General features: G+C 65.2%; 20 protein-coding genes and 1 other RNA gene. 10 read left to right on the plus strand and 11 right to left on the minus strand.

Going from position 1 to position 18,348, the window contains the following annotated elements; translation table 11 throughout:
* Positions 1 to 514: 514 nt before the first annotated feature.
* Complete coding sequence (gene orn / locus G372_RS0105480; RefSeq protein ID WP_018863720.1) at positions 515 to 1,081, minus strand: oligoribonuclease; 567 nt, start codon at positions 1,079 to 1,081, stop codon at positions 515 to 517.
* Between the two features lie 141 nt (positions 1,082 to 1,222).
* On the opposite strand from orn, the gene G372_RS0105485 reads away from it, so the two are divergent.
* From G372_RS0105485 to rsgA, 3 genes are all read left to right on the plus strand, one after another.
* A complete protein-coding gene (locus G372_RS0105485) occupies positions 1,223 to 1,534 on the plus strand; it encodes a c-type cytochrome (protein ID WP_019624629.1) in 312 nt (103 codons plus the stop codon).
* Positions 1,527 to 1,862, plus strand: coding sequence for a 4a-hydroxytetrahydrobiopterin dehydratase (locus tag G372_RS0105490; protein WP_026340431.1), 336 nt, complete (start codon positions 1,527 to 1,529; stop codon positions 1,860 to 1,862). Before G372_RS0105485 ends, G372_RS0105490 begins: the two co-directional genes overlap by 8 nt.
* Before the next feature lie 81 nt (positions 1,863 to 1,943).
* Positions 1,944 to 2,789, plus strand: a complete 846-nt coding sequence (gene rsgA, locus G372_RS0105495) for a ribosome small subunit-dependent GTPase A (RefSeq protein WP_019624631.1) — start codon at positions 1,944 to 1,946, stop codon at positions 2,787 to 2,789.
* A gap of 26 nt (positions 2,790 to 2,815) precedes the next feature.
* On the opposite strand, the gene G372_RS0105500 is transcribed toward rsgA, so the two are convergent.
* The 6 genes from G372_RS0105500 to ffs all read right to left on the minus strand — a co-directional run bounded on the left by G372_RS0105500 (position 2,816) and on the right by ffs (position 7,127).
* Positions 2,816 to 3,637: a hypothetical protein gene (locus tag G372_RS0105500; RefSeq protein ID WP_019624632.1), complete on the minus strand. Its 822-nt coding sequence runs from the start codon at positions 3,635 to 3,637 to the stop codon at positions 2,816 to 2,818.
* 104 nt (positions 3,638 to 3,741) lie between these two features.
* The gene (locus tag G372_RS0105505) at positions 3,742 to 4,086 is read right to left on the minus strand and encodes a histidine triad nucleotide-binding protein (protein WP_019624633.1); all 345 of its coding nucleotides are present in this window, start codon (positions 4,084 to 4,086) and stop codon (positions 3,742 to 3,744) included.
* Positions 4,087 to 4,161: 75 nt separating this feature from the next.
* The gene (gene recR / locus G372_RS0105510; RefSeq protein ID WP_019624634.1) at positions 4,162 to 4,752 is read right to left on the minus strand and encodes a recombination mediator RecR; all 591 of its coding nucleotides are present in this window, start codon (positions 4,750 to 4,752) and stop codon (positions 4,162 to 4,164) included.
* Between the two features lie 21 nt (positions 4,753 to 4,773).
* Complete coding sequence (locus G372_RS0105515) at positions 4,774 to 5,100, minus strand: YbaB/EbfC family nucleoid-associated protein (protein WP_018863714.1); 327 nt, start codon at positions 5,098 to 5,100, stop codon at positions 4,774 to 4,776.
* Between the two features lie 48 nt (positions 5,101 to 5,148).
* Positions 5,149 to 6,945, minus strand: coding sequence for a DNA polymerase III subunit gamma/tau (dnaX, locus tag G372_RS0105520; RefSeq protein WP_019624635.1), 1,797 nt, complete (start codon positions 6,943 to 6,945; stop codon positions 5,149 to 5,151).
* 85 nt (positions 6,946 to 7,030) lie between these two features.
* Positions 7,031 to 7,127, minus strand: an RNA gene (ffs, locus tag G372_RS13880) — signal recognition particle sRNA small type.
* Between the two features lie 240 nt (positions 7,128 to 7,367).
* On the opposite strand from ffs, the gene G372_RS0105525 reads away from it, so the two are divergent.
* Complete coding sequence (locus G372_RS0105525) at positions 7,368 to 8,117, plus strand: glutathione peroxidase (protein ID WP_018863712.1); 750 nt, start codon at positions 7,368 to 7,370, stop codon at positions 8,115 to 8,117.
* A 180-nt stretch (positions 8,118 to 8,297) separates the two neighbouring features.
* Complete coding sequence (gene gorA, locus G372_RS0105530; protein WP_019624636.1) at positions 8,298 to 9,698, plus strand: glutathione-disulfide reductase; 1,401 nt, start codon at positions 8,298 to 8,300, stop codon at positions 9,696 to 9,698.
* 141 nt (positions 9,699 to 9,839) lie between these two features.
* On the opposite strand, the gene G372_RS0105535 is transcribed toward gorA, so the two are convergent.
* The 3 genes from G372_RS0105535 to G372_RS0105545 form a co-directional block, all read right to left on the minus strand.
* Complete coding sequence (locus G372_RS0105535) at positions 9,840 to 10,487, minus strand: outer membrane beta-barrel protein (RefSeq protein ID WP_019624637.1); 648 nt, start codon at positions 10,485 to 10,487, stop codon at positions 9,840 to 9,842.
* 317 nt (positions 10,488 to 10,804) lie between these two features.
* Positions 10,805 to 11,068, minus strand: a complete 264-nt coding sequence (locus G372_RS0105540) for a hypothetical protein (RefSeq protein ID WP_018863709.1) — start codon at positions 11,066 to 11,068, stop codon at positions 10,805 to 10,807.
* A 25-nt stretch (positions 11,069 to 11,093) separates the two neighbouring features.
* Complete coding sequence (locus G372_RS0105545; RefSeq protein WP_026278933.1) at positions 11,094 to 11,309, minus strand: CsbD family protein; 216 nt, start codon at positions 11,307 to 11,309, stop codon at positions 11,094 to 11,096.
* 208 nt (positions 11,310 to 11,517) lie between these two features.
* Here G372_RS0105545 and G372_RS14540 point away from each other — a divergent pair, with 208 nt between their 5' ends.
* The gene (locus G372_RS14540; RefSeq protein WP_012983227.1) at positions 11,518 to 11,682 is read left to right on the plus strand and encodes a DUF1328 domain-containing protein; all 165 of its coding nucleotides are present in this window, start codon (positions 11,518 to 11,520) and stop codon (positions 11,680 to 11,682) included.
* A gap of 104 nt (positions 11,683 to 11,786) precedes the next feature.
* Here the strand turns inward: G372_RS14540 and G372_RS0105555 are convergent, their stop codons facing one another.
* Positions 11,787 to 12,062, minus strand: a complete 276-nt coding sequence (locus G372_RS0105555; RefSeq protein WP_341853128.1) for a helix-turn-helix domain-containing protein — start codon at positions 12,060 to 12,062, stop codon at positions 11,787 to 11,789.
* 191 nt (positions 12,063 to 12,253) lie between these two features.
* On the opposite strand from G372_RS0105555, the gene G372_RS0105560 reads away from it, so the two are divergent.
* The 4 genes from G372_RS0105560 to G372_RS0105575 all read left to right on the plus strand — a co-directional run bounded on the left by G372_RS0105560 (position 12,254) and on the right by G372_RS0105575 (position 18,311).
* Positions 12,254 to 14,131: a DUF294 nucleotidyltransferase-like domain-containing protein gene (locus G372_RS0105560; RefSeq protein WP_019624638.1), complete on the plus strand. Its 1,878-nt coding sequence runs from the start codon at positions 12,254 to 12,256 to the stop codon at positions 14,129 to 14,131.
* 55 nt (positions 14,132 to 14,186) lie between these two features.
* Complete coding sequence (locus G372_RS0105565; protein WP_019624639.1) at positions 14,187 to 14,450, plus strand: DUF4212 domain-containing protein; 264 nt, start codon at positions 14,187 to 14,189, stop codon at positions 14,448 to 14,450.
* Between the two features lie 7 nt (positions 14,451 to 14,457).
* Positions 14,458 to 16,236, plus strand: coding sequence for a sodium:solute symporter family protein (locus G372_RS0105570; RefSeq protein ID WP_019624640.1), 1,779 nt, complete (start codon positions 14,458 to 14,460; stop codon positions 16,234 to 16,236).
* Between the two features lie 227 nt (positions 16,237 to 16,463).
* Positions 16,464 to 18,311: a putative nucleotidyltransferase substrate binding domain-containing protein gene (locus G372_RS0105575; protein ID WP_019624641.1), complete on the plus strand. Its 1,848-nt coding sequence runs from the start codon at positions 16,464 to 16,466 to the stop codon at positions 18,309 to 18,311.
* The last annotated feature ends 37 nt before the right edge of the window (positions 18,312 to 18,348 follow it).

Consider the following 18,348-nt stretch of genomic DNA (forward strand, 5'->3'; position numbering starts at 1 on the left):
ATGGATGGAGGCAAGGTATTCCGACATCCTGGGCACGCGCGGCCTGCGGCCCTGGCGTGCCGCGCCCGCCAGCGGGCGCCAAGACCCATCGTAGGATGTGATGAGCGCAGCGAATCGCATCAGGATTAACCCCGACGTCGGAGCGGTGCGTTTCGCTGCGCTCAACGGCACCCTACGGCATACGGGATAGCCAGAAGCGCTGGAACACGACTGGTTTTGACCTTCCCTCCCGATATGAGCCCCTTGTGGAGGGCGTGACAGGCCGGGAGAAGGCGCTGACTGTCTGAGCGGAGCGACAGCGCAGCGAGTTTCAGCGCCGCCGGCCTGGCGCGTCCGGAGCAAGGTCCCCGGGCGAATCCCGGGCGTGTTTCTTGGTTATTTCTTTGCACGAGCAAAGAAGTAACTCGGGGTGCGCTCGCGAGTGAGCGCTTGGCGGGCGGCGGACCGAAACCACCGTAAACACTGAAAGACGAACCAGGCCCAGCCCTAGAGCGCAGGGCGCGACGAAGCGCGGTCAGTCGTGGGCGGCGGCGGGCGGCAGCTGGATGAAATGCTCGCGGTAGACGCGGAGTTCGTCGATGGAGTCGCGGATGTCCTGCAGCGCCTGGTGCGAGGCGTTCTTCTGCAGCTTCGAGAGAACGTCCGGTGCCCAGCGCCGGGCCAGCTCCTTGAGCGTGGAGACGTCCAGGTTGCGGTAGTGGAAATAGGCCTCAAGCTCCGGCATCAGGCGCGCCATGAAACGCCGATCCTGGCAGATGGAGTTCCCGCACATCGGCGAGGCCCCCTTCGGAACATAGTCGGACAGGAAGTCGATGGTCTCGCGCTCGGCGGCGGCCGCATCCGTACTGCTGTGACGGATGCGCTCGATCAGGCCGGAGGCCCCATGCGTGCTCCGATTCCATTCGTCCATCGCATCCAGCACATCCGGCGGCTGGTAGATCGCGAGGACCGGCCCCTCCGCCAGGATATTCAGCTCCTTGTCGGTGATGATGGTCGCTACCTCGATGATGCGGTCGTTCTGGGGATCCAGCCCGGTCATCTCGAGGTCGATCCAGATCAGGTTTTCGGCGCTCGCTGCCATGCCCGCTCCTTTCCTGTGCGCTCGAAGTCTATCATCATGGTTCAGGTCGACGCTGACGGTATTGCGCAGCCATGCCATTCGATCGGCGTCTTCCCGGGGCCCTGCGGGCCCGCTGGACCCATCCCCACAGAGGAGGGAATCATGCGACTGATCACCACAAGCCTTGCCGCCCTGACACTGGGACTCGGACTGCCCCTGGGTACCGTGCAGGCGGATGACATCCAGAAGGGCAACAACCTGCATCAGGACAACTGCATCAGCTGTCATGCCGACATGGTCGGTGGCGACGGTACCGACCTGTACACGCGCGACAATCGGATTGTCGGCGACTACGACCACCTCGTGCGGCAGGTGAACAACTGCAACGCGCAACTGGGCACCAACTGGTTTGACGACGAGATCAACGCGGTGGTGGCCTACCTCAATTCGGAGTACTACCAGTTCGATGAGTGATCTAAAGACCAAGCACTGCCAGGCCTGCGAAGGATTTACCGAGCCGATGTCACGCGAGAGCGCCGAGCGCGGCCTCGGCCAGCTGGACGGCCACTGGGGCATCGACGAGGCCGGCCACAGCATCCAGCGAAGCTTCAAGTTCAAGAACTTCCACGAGACCATGGCATTCGTGAACGCGGTGGCCTGGATCGCACATGTCGAGGACCACCACCCGGACATGGCGGTGGGCTACAACCGCTGCTCGGTGCAGTTCTCGACCCACGCGGTGGGCGGTCTGACGGAAAACGACTTTATCTGCGCCGCCCGCATCGATGCGTTGTTCGACTAGCCCGCTGACTGGCACGAAACCGGCACCGACCGGTCCGCACTCTTGAGCCGGACCGGTCGGGTTCATGCCCGGCACAACCAGATGGCCGACATCGCGGCGCCGGAGGACGCGGAGCCGCGCCGAATCCGCCTGCACCGGCGCCTGAAGGATCTCGCCTGTGGTGATCGCGTGGAGCTGGACGCGGCCGGCGAGCAGGTTCAGCGGCGCCTGCCCCGGGATAACACCCTAGTGCGCCAGGACGGCTTTGGCCGACGCAAGGTCATCGCGGCCAACATCGACACCGTCTGGATCGTGATCGCACCCTCTCCAATGCCGGCGCGCTACCTGATCGACCGCTTCCTGGTCGCGGTGTACAACCTGCCGGCACGGCCACGGATCCTGGTGAACAAGCAGGACACGGGACCTGCCGCGCCCTCGGAGTGGCTGGCCCCCTACGCCCATCTGGACCTGGATCCCCTGCATGTCAGTGCCCGCAGCGGCTACGGACTGGACGCCCTGGCCGAGGCCGCCCGGGGGCATACCAACATCCTGATCGGGCAGTCGGGTGTGGGCAAGTCCTCGCTGATCGCCGCGCTGCTGGAGCGCCATGGCAGCGGCGAGATCAAGCTTCCGGAAACAGGGGATCTCGGCGCATCCGGCGAGGGCCGCCACACGACGGTCACGGCGCAGTGGTATCCACTGACGGGGGGTGGTGCCTGGATCGACTCGCCGGGCGTGCGCGACTTTACGCCGGAACTGGAATCCATCGACGCGCTGGTGCGCGGGTTTCCGGATATCGAGGCGCTTGGCGAGGGTTGCCGTTTCCGCAACTGCCGCCACCAGACCGAACCCGACTGCGCGGTACGGGACGCCGTTGATCAAGGCCCCCTGCCTGCTGCACGGCTCGATGCCTGGAATGCGCTATTGGAGACGCTGGAGAAACACTGATTCTCCGAGCAACCCCGGCAGAACGACTAGAACGTCAGTCCCATCTCCACGCCGACCACCGAGGATGACGGGTCGCGGGTGCTCTCGAAATCGAGGCGGTCGGACATCCAGTCGCTCGAGGTATTCAGCGAGTAGTCGTCGTAGTACAGGCTCAGCGACAGTTCGGACTGGTTCTGCAGACGCAGACGGCTGTCGATGCTGAGATAACCCGCGCTACGACCGAGCTCGCGATGACGGGTCCCGTAGCCAAAACCCAGTGCATCATCCTCGCCCGCCAGCGACTGGCGCACGCCGACCCGGAACTGGCTGTCAAAGCGGCCGGACGCAAAGGTCGGCCCAAAGCTGAAGTCGGTGAAATAGGCCGTGGACTCGCTCTCCGGGCCCAGGTCGGACCATCCCGGACGGGTCTCCATGCCCAGCCCCAGATTCAGGCCATAGCCGAATCCGGCACCCAGCTCCTGGTGATAGGCCCCTTCCACCTCGAACAGGCGGCTGGAGAGAACGCCCATACCGGACTCCTCACCGGGCAGGCCACCGGTGGTCTCGGTGCGCAGCGTCAGCTGATAGCGCCAGTCGCGACTCGCCGAGGCGGGCTCCGGGTCGGTCATCGGCAGGACGTTCGGCGCAGAGCGGCCCGCACCACCGACCGGCTCCATGCCCACCGGGTCCACCACGGTCCCGCGCTCGGATTCGTACTCGGCTTCATCGACACGATCCGGGTCGCCAAGCGTCGACTCGGTACTCGTGGGGGTATACGTCAGGGAATAACGGTCATCGGCGTGCGCCACGCTGGTCGCGGCGAAGCCGAACCACACGGCCAGCGCTAGCGGTGCCAGCGCGTACGGCACGCGAGCAGGCACCAGCCTCGGGCTGTTGCCTCGCGCTGCTTGCCTGGCTTCACCGTGATGATTCCGTCGCGTCACGCCGTATCGTCCGTGTTGTGTTCTCTCGATCAGCCCGGGGGCCAGCTCAGCGCGCGACCGCCCAGTACGTGCATGTGTACATGGTAGACCGTCTGGCCGCCGTCTTGGTTGCAGTTCATCACGGTTCGATAACCGTTTTCCGCAAATTCGCGATCGCGTGCGATCTGTGCCGCAACATGCGCCATGTGCCCAATGACCGGCGCCGTCTCGGCGGTGAGTTCGTTCAGGGTGGCGATGTGCTGTTTCGGGATCACCAGCACATGCGTCGGGGCCTGGGGATTCAGGTCTTCGAAGGCCAGAACCTGGTCGTCCTCGAACACGACCTTCGCCGGGATCTCCCCCGCGACGATCTTGCAAAAGATGCAGTCGGCCATCTTCTTCTCCTAAACGACGCGCGGATTTATATCAGGGAATGGTAATGGATTCAACGCGCCAACGGCGCAGGCGGCTCAGTACTCGCGACGCCCGGACAGGGCATGCGCAAGGGTGCCCGCATCGATGTACTCGAGCTCGCCGCCGGTAGGGATCCCCTGCGCGATGCGCGTGGCACGAATGCCGTGACGCGCGGCCATTTCGGCCAGGTAGTGCGCGGTGACCTCGCCCTCGACCGAGGTATTGGTCGCCAGGATCAGCTCGCGCACGCCATCCTCCTGCAGACGCGCTTCCAGCCGATCCAGCCCCAGCTCTTCGGGGCCAATACCGTCCAGCGGCGACAGCCGGCCCAGCAGGACATGGAAGCGGCCGGTGAAGTCGGTCGCCGACTCGATGGCCATCACATCGCCCGGACTCTCGACCACGCAGACCACGCCCGGGTCGCGCTCGGGATCGGCGCAACGAGAACAGACCTCGGCCGTGGTCAGCGTTCGGCACACCTGGCAGTGCCCGACGCGCTCGACCGCCTGATCGACTGCGCGCGCCAGCCGGCGCGCACCGTCACGGTCACGCTCCAGCAAGTGCAGCGCCATGCGCCGCGCGGATTTGGCACCGACGCCCGGCAGGCATCGCAGCGCCTGCACCAGCTCGTCGAGTTCAGCGTCCATTCGGGATCGGGACAGACGCGGTCAGAACGGCAGCTTCATCCCGGCCGGCAGGCCCATGCCCTGGGTCAGGCTGCCCATGCGTTCCTGGGTGGTGGACTCGACCTTCTGCACGGCGTCATTGATGGCCGCGGCCACCAGGTCCTCGATCATGTCGCGGTCGTCATCCAGCAGGCTGGGGTCGATCTTGACCCGACGCACCGCGTACTTGCCGGTCATGACAACGCTGACCAGACCGCCACCCGCCTGGCCCTCGATCTCCATCTCGGCCAGTTCGGCCTGCACCTTCTGCATGTCTTCCTGCATCTTCTGGGCCTGTTTCATCAGGCCACCCATGCCACCTTTCATCATGTTTTCACTCTCCTGCCCCACGCCACGCGCGGGGGTCAATCGTTCAATTTAGTGCGCCGCAGGCGGCGCCTCGCCCGACGGGGAGTCGCCCCCACAGTCCTCACGAATGCGCACCGTGCCCAGTTCGGCCCCGAAGGCCTCGCCCAGGGCCTGTACCACCGGGTCCTCGCGCATCATCGTCTCGGCGCTAGCCTGACGCTCGGCTGCGTCTGCCGCAAGCCGCGCGGCGGGCGTGGCCTCCGATGGCTGTGTCTGGTCGACAATCTCCAGCCGGACCGAGTGCCCGAGGCGTTCTTCCAGGGCCTCCTTCAGGCGCACCCGGGTCCGCTCGGTATACAGCGTACCCGGGGCCAGGGCGATCACGACGCCTTCGTCATCCAGCTTCTTCAACTCGCCGTGCCGCGCGAGTTCGCGCACCGTCCCGGTCGGCAGGCCTTCCGTAAAGCGATACCAGTCAAAGGCCCCGGAATCCGGCTCCCGGACCACGGACGGCGCAGCGGCCGCTGGCGCCGGGGACGTGGCGGGCTCGGCGTCCCGGGGCGATTGCGCAGCGGTCGGCCCGATAGCCGGGCCGGGTTCCGGCTCGCGCACCTGTTCCTGTACCCGTTCGCGCGACGATTCTGGCACGGGGGGCGGAGTCGGTCGCGCCCCCGTGGTGTCCGGCCGCGCCGCGGCCGAATCCCCACCCTGGCCGGATCGCGGCGCGGCCAGGGTCCCGCCCGGGCGCTCGTTGGGGACAGCGCCCTCACCGGGCGCTTCCGGCCGAAAGGCCAGCAGGCGCAGCAGGGTCATTTCCACCCCCATCTGCGCATCCGGCGCCCAGGGCAGATCGCGGGCACCGTGGATCAGGATCTGGTAGGTCAGCTGCACGCTCTCCGGATCCACCCGTGCGGCGGTCTCGCGCGCCCAGAGTCGGGCAGCATCCTCGTCCGTATCCACGCCATCACCGCGAACCACCTGCTCCACCGCTACGCGATGCGCCAGGCCTGCGAGCTCGTCCAGCAGGCGAGCCCAGTCGGGGCCCAATTCCTTGAGTTCCTGCAGCCCCCGCATCAGGCCCGGTCCGTCGCCGGCAAATACCGCATCCAGCAGCCCGGTCAGGCGGGTTCGCGGCAGCAGGCCCAGCATGTCGCAGGCATCGGCCTCGGTCAGGCGATCGCCACCGTAGGCGATGGCCTGGTCGGTCAGGCTCAGCGCATCGCGCATGGAGCCCTCGGCCGCCTCGCCCAGACGCAGCAGTGCGCCCGGTTCGGCCTGCAGGCCTTCGGCCTCGAGGATGCGCGTCAGGTGCTCGGCAATCAGCGCCGGCGGCATCGGCTTGAGGTTGAACTGCAGGCAGCGTGACAGCACGGTGACCGGCAGCTTCTGCGGATCCGTGGTGGCGAGCAGGAATTTGACGTGATCCGGCGGCTCCTCCAGCGTTTTCAACAATGCGTTGAAACTCTTCTCGGAGAGCATGTGTACCTCGTCAATCAGGTACACCTTGAACCGGCCTGCGGTCGGCGCATACGAGACGTTGTCCAGCAGCTCGCGGGTATCGTCCACCCGGGTGCGCGACGCGGCATCGACCTCGATGAGATCCAGATGCCGGCCCTCCGCGATCTCGACACAGGAGCGGCATTCACCGCAGGGGGTCGGCGTGACGCCTGATTCGCAGTTCAGGCAGCGCGCGAGGATGCGGGCGATCGTGGTCTTGCCCACGCCGCGCGTCCCGGCAAACAGGTAGGCATGGTGCAGACGATCCCCGCTCAGGGCATTGGCCAGGGCACGTACCACATGCGGTTGCCCGACCAGGTCCTCGAAACGACCGGGACGCCATTTGCGGGCCAGAACCTGGTGACTCATGCCTCCCCCGTCAGTGCAGTCTTGCGCGTGCCCGCGTGCGGGGCCATCACCGCAGGAATCGGGGCCGCAGGGAAAAGGTGGTGGCCCGCACCCGCCACACCCCGGCGCCCGACGCAGCTGCTACCGTTGCTCCCTTCCGGGCCTGGCGGGGTTCACAGCCTGTCGTCGCGAGGGGACTGATACGGACCACCATAACGCGGTCCACGAATCGAGATGAACTCGAAATCGGGATCGCAAGCTTCCGGGTTTGTCCGGGTTACGTCAAGCACACAAAATAGTCTTAACCTAATGACGCAATAGAAACATAAAACTGGATCAATCGAAGGCCAGCCCTTACCTTGATCCCCGTAGTCGGGAACTACCCCGACCGAACAGAAATCTGCATCCCTGACTGACGACAAGATTAAGAAGGAGGACCCCCTATGGAACTCGAGAATCGTGAAGGCCAGCGCGTACCGGAAGTCACCTTCCGCTGCCGCAAGGACAACGACTGGAACGACGTGCGCTCGGAAGACCTGTTCAAGGGTCGCAACGTGGTCGTCTTTGCCCTGCCGGGCGCGTTCACCCCGACCTGCTCCTCGGCCCACGTGCCGCGCTACAACGAGCTGGCGCCGGTGTTCAAGAAGCACGGCATCGACGAGATCGTCTGCATCTCGGTCAATGACGGCTTCGTGATGGAGGCCTGGCAGGCCGACCAGCAGGCCGACCGCGTGACCTTCATCGCCGACGGCAACGGCGAGTTCACCGAGCAGATGGGCATGCTGGTCGACAAGAGCGACCTCGGCTTCGGCTGGCGCTCCTGGCGCTACTCCATGCTGGTGCGCGACGGCGTGATCGAGAAGCAGTTCATCGAACCGGACGAGCCGGGCGACCCCTTCGTGGTCTCCGATGCCGACACCATGCTCGCCCATGTCGCGCCGGATGCGGCCTGCCCCGAAGACGTGGTCGTCTTCACCAAGCCGGGCTGCCCGTACTGCGCCAGCGCCAAGGAGATGCTGGAGAACGCCGGTCTCGACTATGAAGAGATCGTACTGGGTCGCGACGCCAGCCTGCGCAGCCTGCGCGCCGCCACCGGTGCGATGACCGTGCCGCAGGTGTTCGTCGGCGGCCACCGCATCGGCGGCTCGGACGATCTGCAGGAGTGGATCTCCCGCGAAAAGCGGGCGGCGTAAGTCGTCTCTGCCCCTCGGGGCGGGTTCTGTCCCGCCCCGGGTGGTCACCCGGAACATGGGTGGCCATCCGTGTCCGGATGCCCGCACAGACGGACGTCCGGACACGGATGGCAGATCCTGGCGCCCGCGCGAAACGCGGCCGTCATGTAACACTTTCACCGAAACCTTCAAGGAATCGAAATGGAACACTACGACATCATCGTGATCGGCGGCGGCAGCGGCGGCCTGGCAGTGGCCGAGCGCGCCGCGCCGCACGGCGCACGCGTGGCCGTGTTCGATCCGAAACCGCTCGGCGGCACCTGCGTGAACGAAGGCTGCGTGCCGAAAAAGCTTACCTGGTATGCCGCAGAACACGCCGCTCAAGCCCGCGGGGCGCATGAATTCGGCGTGGATGTCGAGATCAAGGGCATCCGCTACGCCGATCTGGCGAACCAGCGCCAGGCCATGCTGAAGGACCTGAACCAGTTCTGGGCCGGGTACCTGGAAAAGCTGGACGTAACCCACATCCCCGAGCGGGCCCGACTGGCCGACAGGAACAAGGTGGTCACTGACAGCGGTACCGAATACACAGCCGAACGCATCGTGCTGGCCATGGGCGGCGCCCCGATCGTGCCGCCGCTGGACGGCGCCGAACTGGGTGCAACCTCGGACGACTTCTTCGAGTGGACCGAGTTGCCGGCCTCCATCGCGGTGATCGGCGCCGGCTACATCGGCCTGGAAATGGCCGGGATGCTTCACTCCCTGGGCGTGAAGACCGACGTGGTCGCGATGGAAGACCGCGTACTGGAGATGTTCGACCCGATGATCTCGCACGTACTGGACCAGCACATGGAGCACCAGGGCATGGGTCGCCATCTGGGCGTGAAGGTCGCCGGCCTGGGCGGCAAGCCCGGCGCGGTGACCGTCAAGCTCGAGGGTGGCCAGGAGCTGGGCCCGTACGAGAAGGTGCTGTGGGCGGTGGGCCGCAAGCCCGTCACCGGCGATATGGGACTCGAAGACGCCGGGGTCGAACTCGCCCCTGACGGCACCGTCCCGGTGGACGAGTGGCAGGCGACAAACGTCGACGGCATCTACGCCCTGGGTGACATCATTGGCAAGGGCCCGCTGACCCCGGTTGCGATCGCGGCCGGTCGCCGACTGGCAGACCACTGGTATGCCCCGGAGAGGAAGCCGGTGCCGGTGGACTACGACCAGATCCCGACGGTCACCTTTACCCACCCGACCGCCGGCATGGTCGGGCTGACCGAGCCGCAGGCCGTGGAACGGTTCGGTAAGTCGGTGCGCGTCTACGAAACCCAGTTCGGCGGTCTGGACCGCGCATTTGCCGAGGGAGACGTCCCGCCGGTTGCGATGAAGCTGGTCTGTGCCGAAGAGAATGAAAAGGTCGTCGGCATCCACATGATCGGCGCGCACGTGGACGAGATGCTGCAGGGCTTTGCCGTGGCCGTGCGCATGGGCGCGACCAAGCGCGACCTGGACCTGACCATCCCGTTGCACCCGACCAGCGCCGAGGAACTGGTGACCCTGAAGGAGTCCCGCCCGGGCCGCCAGGAGGGACTGGCGGAGGCCGAGGCCGCTTGAACAAAAGCCCGTCCGCAAACGACAAAACGCCGCCCCTGTGCAAAGCGCCGGGGCGGCGTGCCCGTGTTGCCCTGGGATCCGGCGGTCCGGAGCTGCTCGATCGCCAATACCCGTCAGGCCTCCGTAGCGGCCTGCACTGGACTAGAAGCGCCAGCCCAGCGAAGCCGTAAAGGCGTCGACCTGGTAGTCGCTGTCGAAGTCATAGCGCTCGTACTCGGCACGAATCAGGAATGCATTCAGGTTGACCTGCATCCCGACACCGTAGACCGGATCGAACCCGTCCTGACTGCGCAGTGTACGACCCTCGTCTCCCAGGTTTCCGCGCACATCTGCGTCCCATTTCGCCGCACCGACCTTCGCGAAGGCCTCCACATACGGCCCGATCGGCAGCTTGCCAAGGACGCTGGCGCCGTAGGCCGTGGAACGGACAGTCGAGTGCGCACCGTCCTCGTCCCCGCGGAGGTGGACCTCGCCGAGGTCGGTATAAAATCCTTCGACCGCGAAGTACTCATTGAAGTTATAACCCACAAACCCGCGCCAGACATTGTCATCGTCATCGATGCTGTAATCCGACGTCCCGGAACCGATGAAATCGGCGACCTCGTCGCTATCGTTCTTCAGCGAACTGAAACCGGTACCCAGCCCCATATATACACCTGTCGTGCGGTCGCGCTCTTCTCCCGTGCGCTCCCGGTCCTGTTGCTGACCCTGCTGCTGCGCCAGCACGTTCTGGGAACCGAACAGAACGAGCGTCGACACCGCAACACTGGCAATCAGATATCGTTTCATCTTCATCTCCTTAGCGTTTGCAATTCCTGTCCGAAAACGGAAAACGAAAAACGAACGGAGATGATTCTTGACGCAATCAAGGCACTTCGAAAGGTTCGATTATTGAACCCAATCATATTAAACGACCGGACATTACGATGAGCCGCAGAATCATTGACCCAGTGCACACGGCACCTTGACTTACGATGTCCCTCGCACACATGCGGAGGCACACTGATGCGATGGCGTTCCCCATAAACGCAAAAAAAGCTGGGGCGCGGATGACCACCCGCTCGTGGCCACCCGCCCCCCAGCCTTCTGGGTTGACTCACTACGAGCTAATCAAAACGAATGGGATTGCCATCCCGGTGTTCGTCGTAGTAGTCATCTTCGTACTGCTCTTCATTCTCTTCTTCTTCGCGCTGCACGTCGTCATCGTCGTCGCGCTCATCTTCAATCCATCCGCGCGCTTCGTCACCGGATTCCTCGACCGCATCCACTGCATCTTCAACCGTCTCGTCGAAGCCGTTACCGGCGTCGTCCGCCGTATCCGGATCGGAGCAGGCCGCCAGGAACAGCAGCCCGGCGGCTGCCAGGCCCATGCCAGCCCAGCGGAGACCAGGATCCCTATGGGTTCTCTTCATTACGCACCTCGTCCATCAGCTCGTTGATCCTGGCCGCGATCTTTTCCCGGCTCTCGCCGTACTTTTCGCGGATTCGGGCGGCCAGCTCTTCCACATTGCCTTCGGCCTCCATTACTTCATCGTCAGTCAGGCGGCCCCATTCCTGTTTCAAACGCGCTTTCAGGCGCTCACTACGGCCGATCCTCTGATCTCTATTCATGCTTCGCCCTGCTGCGTTTAATGTGCGTTTTCGTCGGTGGGTACGAAAGGCTATGCCGACCATCCAAAGATGACATTAACGTGTAGACAAATGCTGCTCCGAAGATCAAAAAGTGAGAACCGAGACAAGCTGCTGGCCTCGGCCCGCGCAAAAGCGCGGACCATGCCCTAGACTTCAGGCGCGAGTACAACCGAAAAAGGAGTGGACGATGCTGGGATGGGCACTGATGTTCTTGATCGTCGGGATCGTGGCCGGCGTGCTGGGCCTGAGCGGCATTGCCGGGGCGGCGACCAACATCGCCTGGATTCTGTTCGTGGTGGGCCTGATCCTGGCGGTCATCTTCTTCATCACGGGGCGCCGCCCCCCGCTTTAGGGAGCCCCTGATTGAACCGCGCATCCGCGCTCGAGGCGAAGTGAAGCCTCGACAACGCCCGGCCTCGCGTCGGGCGTTTCGTTTTCGGGCCATGGGGCGCGAGATCAGTGCTGCCGCACCCCGTTTGCCTCGCAGTCCGCATCGGCCGGATTGAACCCGGAGAAACGCACCAGCCCGTCCAGATCATGGATGCGGATTGCCCCGTCACCGGTGCGAACGAGATCCCACTTTCGCAGCAGGCTGAACGACCGGATCACATGCACCGCGGACATGCCCAGCGCATCCCCCAGCAAACCCTGACTCATGGGGAGCCACACCTCCTGTAACGGGCGCTGCAGTCGAACCTTCATCTCGAGAATACAACCTTCCGGCAGCGTCATCGCGGACGGCTTTGTTGTTGCGCCAGGTGATCGTGTCACGCAACGAAACACGGGTGTTACCTTGCGTAACACGCATCAAGAAAGTCGTACATCCAAACGACTGATTCCCAATACTGGCCACTCTTGGCGTACTTTTTGCTAGGAATGGGTGATTTCGTGAACCCGTTCACCCAGGGAAATGCGCCACCGCCATGACCGATGCGCTTGACAGCACCCGGGAGTTCCTCAGCGCCCACGCCCCGTTCGACCAGCTCGAACCCGACGCGCTGGACTTCCTGCTGCCGCGTCTGGAGAGCCGCTTCTACGCACGCGGGGCCCGTATCACCGACCCGGATGCCGGCCCCGCACGCCGCTTCCACATCATCCGCCAGGGCCGTATCCGTGGCGAGACCCCCAGCGAAGACGAGCAGCTCTCGGGCAAGGCCTGGGAACTGATCCCCGGCGAGTGTTTCCCGATCGGCGCCCTGCTCGGCCGCCGCGCCGTCCACACAGTGCATCGCGCGGTCGAGGACACGGTCTGCCTGGAGCTGGACCTGGAGGACTTCGATCGCCTGCGTTCCCGGTCCCGCGTCTTCAACGACTTCTGCACACGACGCCTGGCCAACCTGCTGGACCGACTGCAACAGGGCCTGGACACCCTGTCCAGCCGTGACGGGGGCGCAGCCGGGCAGCTGAACACCCCGCTTGCCCTGCGCATTGCCCGCGGCCCCGTGACCTGCCGCCCGGACACGCGCCTGCGCGAGGTACTGACCACCATGCGCGACGAGCGCGTGGGCTCCGTGGTCGCGGTGGACGACGAACGGCGCCCGGTCGGCATCTTCACCCTGCATGACCTGCTGGCACGGGTCGCCCTGAAGGATGTCGGCCTCGACACCCCACTGGACGCGGTGATGACGCCCGACCCGGTCGCACTGGAGGAGAGAACACCGGGCTTCGAGGGTATCGAGGCGATGACCGAACACGGGATGACGCATCTGTGCGTGGTACGCGACGGTCGCCTGGTCGGCGTGCTCGGCGAGCGCGACCTGCTGACCAGCCAGCCCCTGACCCTGGACGGCCTGGTGCGCGAGATCCGCCGCGCCGACAGCGTGGCGGCCATTGCCGAGCGGCTGCGCCAGGTACCGCGCCTGATCGAGGCGGTCGTCGGCCAAGGGGCCGAGGCGGATCAGGTACTGCGCCTGATCACACGCCTGAACGAACACGCCACCCGCCGCGTACTGAGTCTGCTGCGTCCGCAATACGAGGCGATTGAAGGGATCGACTTCACCTGGCTGGCCTTCGGCTCCCAGGCGCGCGAGGAGCAGGCCCTGGTCACCGACCAGGACAACGGCATCCTGTTTGACGCGGAGATTGGCGATACGGACGCGATCCGCGAGCGCCTGCTGCCCTACGCCCGGGCCGTGAACGAGGCACTCGCCGAATGCGGCTTCATGCTGTGCCCCGGCAACATCATGGCGGGCAATCCGGAGTGCTGCCTGAGCGGCCCGGAGTGGGATCGGCGCTTTACCCGCTGGATCGAGCAGGGCACGCCCGAGCACCTGCTCAAGAGCACCATCTTCTTCGATCTGCGCGCGGTGGATGGCGACCACGGCCCGGTGGAGGCCCTGCGCACGCAGCTGCTGCAAAAGACCGCCTACAACAGCCGCTTTCGCCGCCAGATGGCAGCCAACCAGCAGGCCTTCCGCCCGCCGCTGGGGCTGTTCGGCGAGATCAGGAGCGGCGCGGACGGCATCGACATCAAGAAGCAGGGGCTCACCCCGTTCGTGGATGCGGCGCGCCTGATCGCGCTGGCCGCGGAGCTGCCGGCCACCCGCACCCACGAGCGTCTCGACCAGGCCGTGACCGCGGAGGTGATGCGCGAATCCGACGCCCGCGACTATCACGCCGCCCTGCGCTATCTGCAGATGCTGCGCCTGCGGGCCCAGCAAAAGGCGCTGCGAGAAGGACGCGACGACGACAACCGAATCCGGCCGGAGGAACTGGGCACCCTTGAGGGACGCATCCTCAAGGAGTCCTTCCGGCAGGCCCGCAAGCTGCAAGGCCAGCTTGAAGTGCAGTACCAGCTGTGACGAATCGCATAGACGAGTCACGGCGAACAATAAAACCTATGAGAGGAGCTACGTCATGTCACAAGAAGACCTGAGCCGGCAGGCCTACTGGCGCGCGCACCTGCGCCTGTTGGCGATCTGCCTTGCCATCTGGTTTCTCGTGTCCTTCGGGCTGGGGATCATTCTGGCCGCACCGCTGAACGCAATTTCCATCGGCGGGTATCCGCTGGGCTTCTGGTTCGCCCAGCAGGGCGCGATCTACACCTTCATCATCCTGATCTTCGTTTATGCCTGGCGCATGAACGTCCTGGATCGCAAGTACAACGTCCACGAGGAGTAAGCCTGTCATGGATCAACAGACCCTGAGTCTTCTCGTGGTCGGGGCGACCTTCGCCCTCTATATCGGCATCGCCATCTGGGCGCGTGCCGGTTCGACCAGCGAGTTCTACGTCGCCGGCCGCGGCGTGAACCCGATTGCCAACGGGATGGCCACGGCCGCGGACTGGATGTCCGCCGCCTCGTTCATCTCCATGGCCGGCCTGATCGCGTTCCTCGGCTTCACCGGGGGTGCGTACCTGATGGGCTGGACCGGCGGCTACGTGCTGATGGCCCTGCTGCTGGCCCCGTACCTGCGCAAGTTCGGCAAGTTCACGGTGCCGGAATTCATCGGTGACCGGTTCTACTCGAAGGTCGCGCGTGTGGTGGCGGTCATCTCGCTGCTTGCGATGTCCATCACCTACGTGATCGGGCAGATGCGCGGCGTGGGGATCGCGTTCTCCAACATCCTCGAGGTGCCGCTGGCCATCGGCCTGCTGTCCGGCATGGCGGTGGTGTTCATTTACGCGGTGCTTGGCGGGATGAAGGGGATCACCTACACCCAGATCGCGCAGTACGTGATCATGATCTTCGCCTACACGGTGCCCGCGATCTTCATCTCGCTCACGCTCACCGGCCAGGTGTTCCCGCAGATCGGCCTGGGCTCGACCCTGCAGGGCGAAGACACCTACCTGCTGGAGGCCCTGGACCAGACCATGGTGGATCTTGGCTTCACCATGTACTCGGCCACCGAGGGCGGCATGAGCATGCTCAACATGTTCCTGCTGACGATGGCGCTGATGATCGGTACCGCCGGTCTGCCGCACGTGATCATCCGGTTCTTTACCGTTCCGCGTGTGCGCGATGCGCGCAAGTCCGCCGGCTGGGCGCTGGTCTTCATCGGCATCCTCTACACCACCGCCCCGGCGGTCGGTGCGATGGCGATCTGGAACCTCGTCAACACCGTGCATCCGGGCGAGATCGGCACCGAGGAAGGCCACCTGGCCTACGAGGACAAGCCGGCCTGGATGGAGCGCTGGGAACAGACCGGTCTGCTGGCGTTCGAGGACAAGAACGAAGACGGCCGCATCCAGTACTACAACGAGGACAATGAAGAGTTCGCCGCGATGGCGGAAGAGGAATACGGCTGGGAAGGCTCCGAGATCGTGACCCTCGACCGCGACATCATGGTGCTGGCCAATCCCGAGATTGCCGGGCTTCCGGGCTGGGTGATCGCGCTGGTGGCGGCCGGTGGTATCGCGGCGGCCCTGTCGACCGCGGCCGGGCTGTTGCTCGCCATATCGTCAGCCATCTCGCATGACCTGCTCAAGGGCGTGTTCATGCCCAGGATCAGCGAACAGAACGAGCTGCTGGCGGGACGGATCGCGATGGCAGGCGCAATCCTGTTCGCGGGGTATCTGGGGTTGAATCCACCGGGCTTCGCGGCCGAGGTGGTAGCACTAGCCTTCGGTCTGGCTGCGGCCTCGCTGTTCCCGACCCTGATGATGGGCATCTTCATGAAGAAGATGAACAAGGAAGGCGCGATCGCCGGCATGCTGGTCGGTCTGGTGACCACCCTGCTGTACATCTTTACCTACAAGGGGTGGTTCTTCTTCTCCGGCACCGCCATGCTCCCGGATACCGAGGAGTACTGGCTGTTCGGCGTGAACCCGACCGGCTTCGGCGCCATCGGCGCGGTGTTCAACTTCGTCGCAGCCTACATCGTGATGAAGCTGACCAAGGAGCCGCCGCAGCATATCCAGGAGCTGGTGGAAAGCGTGCGTGTCCCGCGCACCGACAACCCGAGCTGACGCCGTGCCCGGTCATGCCGCCGGCATGACCGGGCCTGTCGGCCCACCATGAATGGACATGCATGACGTTCATGCAAGGAAGGGAGATAACGATCTCCCTGGGGTCGACCCGGCAGGTGCCGGGTCGACCTTTTTTCCTTCGGGGCAAGCCTGCAGCGGCCGCACTGGCCGCTGCAGGCTTGCCCTGAGTACCACCCAACCCGCGAAGACGGCTGTCCGGAACGCACATGAACGGTGAACTGGAAGAAATTCGCGAATTTCTCGAACGCTGTCCAGAGCTCGCGCGGCTGCCACCCGAGACCCGCACGAGTCTGGTTCGCCGCCTGACGCTGCGCTATCTGCGCGAGGACAGCCCGTTCCCGCCCGAGGACACGCCCCCCGGCGAGCTGTGGATCGTGCGTACCGGGGCCGCCGAGCTGTACGACGCCCGGGACCAGCTCCAGGATCGCCTGGGCGAAGGCGACCTGCTCAACACCACCCACGCCACCAACCTGCATGGTCACGTCACCGAGGATGCCCTGATCTATCAGCTGGAGGCCGATCGTGCCCGCGACCTCGCCGGCCGGGACGAGGCCTTCCGCGAATTTGTCGAGGTCAGGCCCGATCGCCTGCAGGCGCCGGCCACGACCTTGCCGGCGGGCGAGCGCAGCCTGCTGACCACTCCCGTGCGTGCCCTGATGACGCCGCGACCGATCATGTCACCAACCCGTCTCACGCTGCGCGAGGCGGCCCAGCGCATGACCGAGGCCGACATCTCCGCTTTGCTGCTGCACGACCCCGGGAAGGAAGACGTCCCGGTGGGCATCCTGACCGACACCGACCTGCGGCATGCCCTGGCCGAAGGCACCGATCCAGCCTGCAGCGTGGCCCGCTGTATGGCTCAACCGGTTGCATCGGTCAGCCGCGATACCCCAGCCTTCGAGGCGCTGCTGCACATGGCTCGCCGCGACATCCATCACCTGGCGGTCACCGATGGCGACCACGGCCCGCTGGTTGGCATCCTCTCCAGTACCGACCTGATCCGCCATCAGGGGACCAGCGCGGTATACCTGGTACGCGACCTGCGCCGCGCCGATGACCTCGACGCCCTGCGCGACGTGATGCGTGCCCTGCCCAGCCTGCAGGTACAGCTGGTTGAAGCCGGGGCCGACGCGACCCAGATTGGTCAGACCATCACTACGGTGATCGACACCCTTACGCAGTGCCTGATCGAACAGGCGGAAACGAAGCTCGGCCCCGCGCCCGCCCGGTATGCCTGGCTGGCCAGCGGCAGTCAGGGGCGCCACGAACAGACCGTACACACCGACCAGGATACGGCTCTGGTCTATGACGACACGGCACCCCCCGATGCGGACGAGTGGTTTCGGCGCCTGGCCGACGAAGTCAGCGAAGGCCTGGCAGCCTGCGGCATCCGTCGCTGCCCGGGTGATGTCGACCCAAGCCAGCCGCACTGGCGACGCTCCACCAGCGACTGGGAGCGCGAGATACGGCGGGTCATGAGCCACCCCTCCCCGCGCGATGCCATGCTCGCCGGCCATTACCTGGATCTGCGGGTCATTCATGGCCCGACGAGCCTGTTCGAACCCATGCGTCACGCGGCGCTGGAACAGGGCAGTCGCAGCGAGGCCTTACTGACCGCCCTCGCCGACCAGGCACGGGATCTGCGCCCTCCGCTGGGGTTCTTTCGCCAGTTCGTGCTCGAACGTGGGGGCGAACACGCCGACACCCTGGACCTGAAGATGCGCGGCCTGATGCCGATCGTAGCACTGGCCCGTGTGTTCGCCCTGCGCGCCGGGTCGGATGCTCGCGGCACCCTTGAAAGACTGCGGGCCGCCCGCCATGCAGGCGTTCTGTCGGCGAGCACCGGAGCCGACCTGATCGACGCCTGGCAGTTCATCGCCACGTTGCGCACACGCCATCAGGGCGCCCAGATTCGACGGGGGCTCGCCGCCGATAACGCGCTGGCTCCGAACGACCTGTCGGGACTGGAGCGCAGCCACCTGAAGACCGCCTTTCGCCTGGTGGCTCATGCCCAAAAGACCACCCTGGCCCAGGCCGAGCAGGTGCACGGATGACCCACCTCTTGCCACTCGGCGCCGGGACCGTCTGCTA

The sequence above is a fragment of the Thioalkalivibrio thiocyanoxidans ARh2 genome (assembly GCF_000385215.1).
GTDB lineage: Bacteria > Pseudomonadota > Gammaproteobacteria > Ectothiorhodospirales > Ectothiorhodospiraceae > Thioalkalivibrio > Thioalkalivibrio thiocyanoxidans.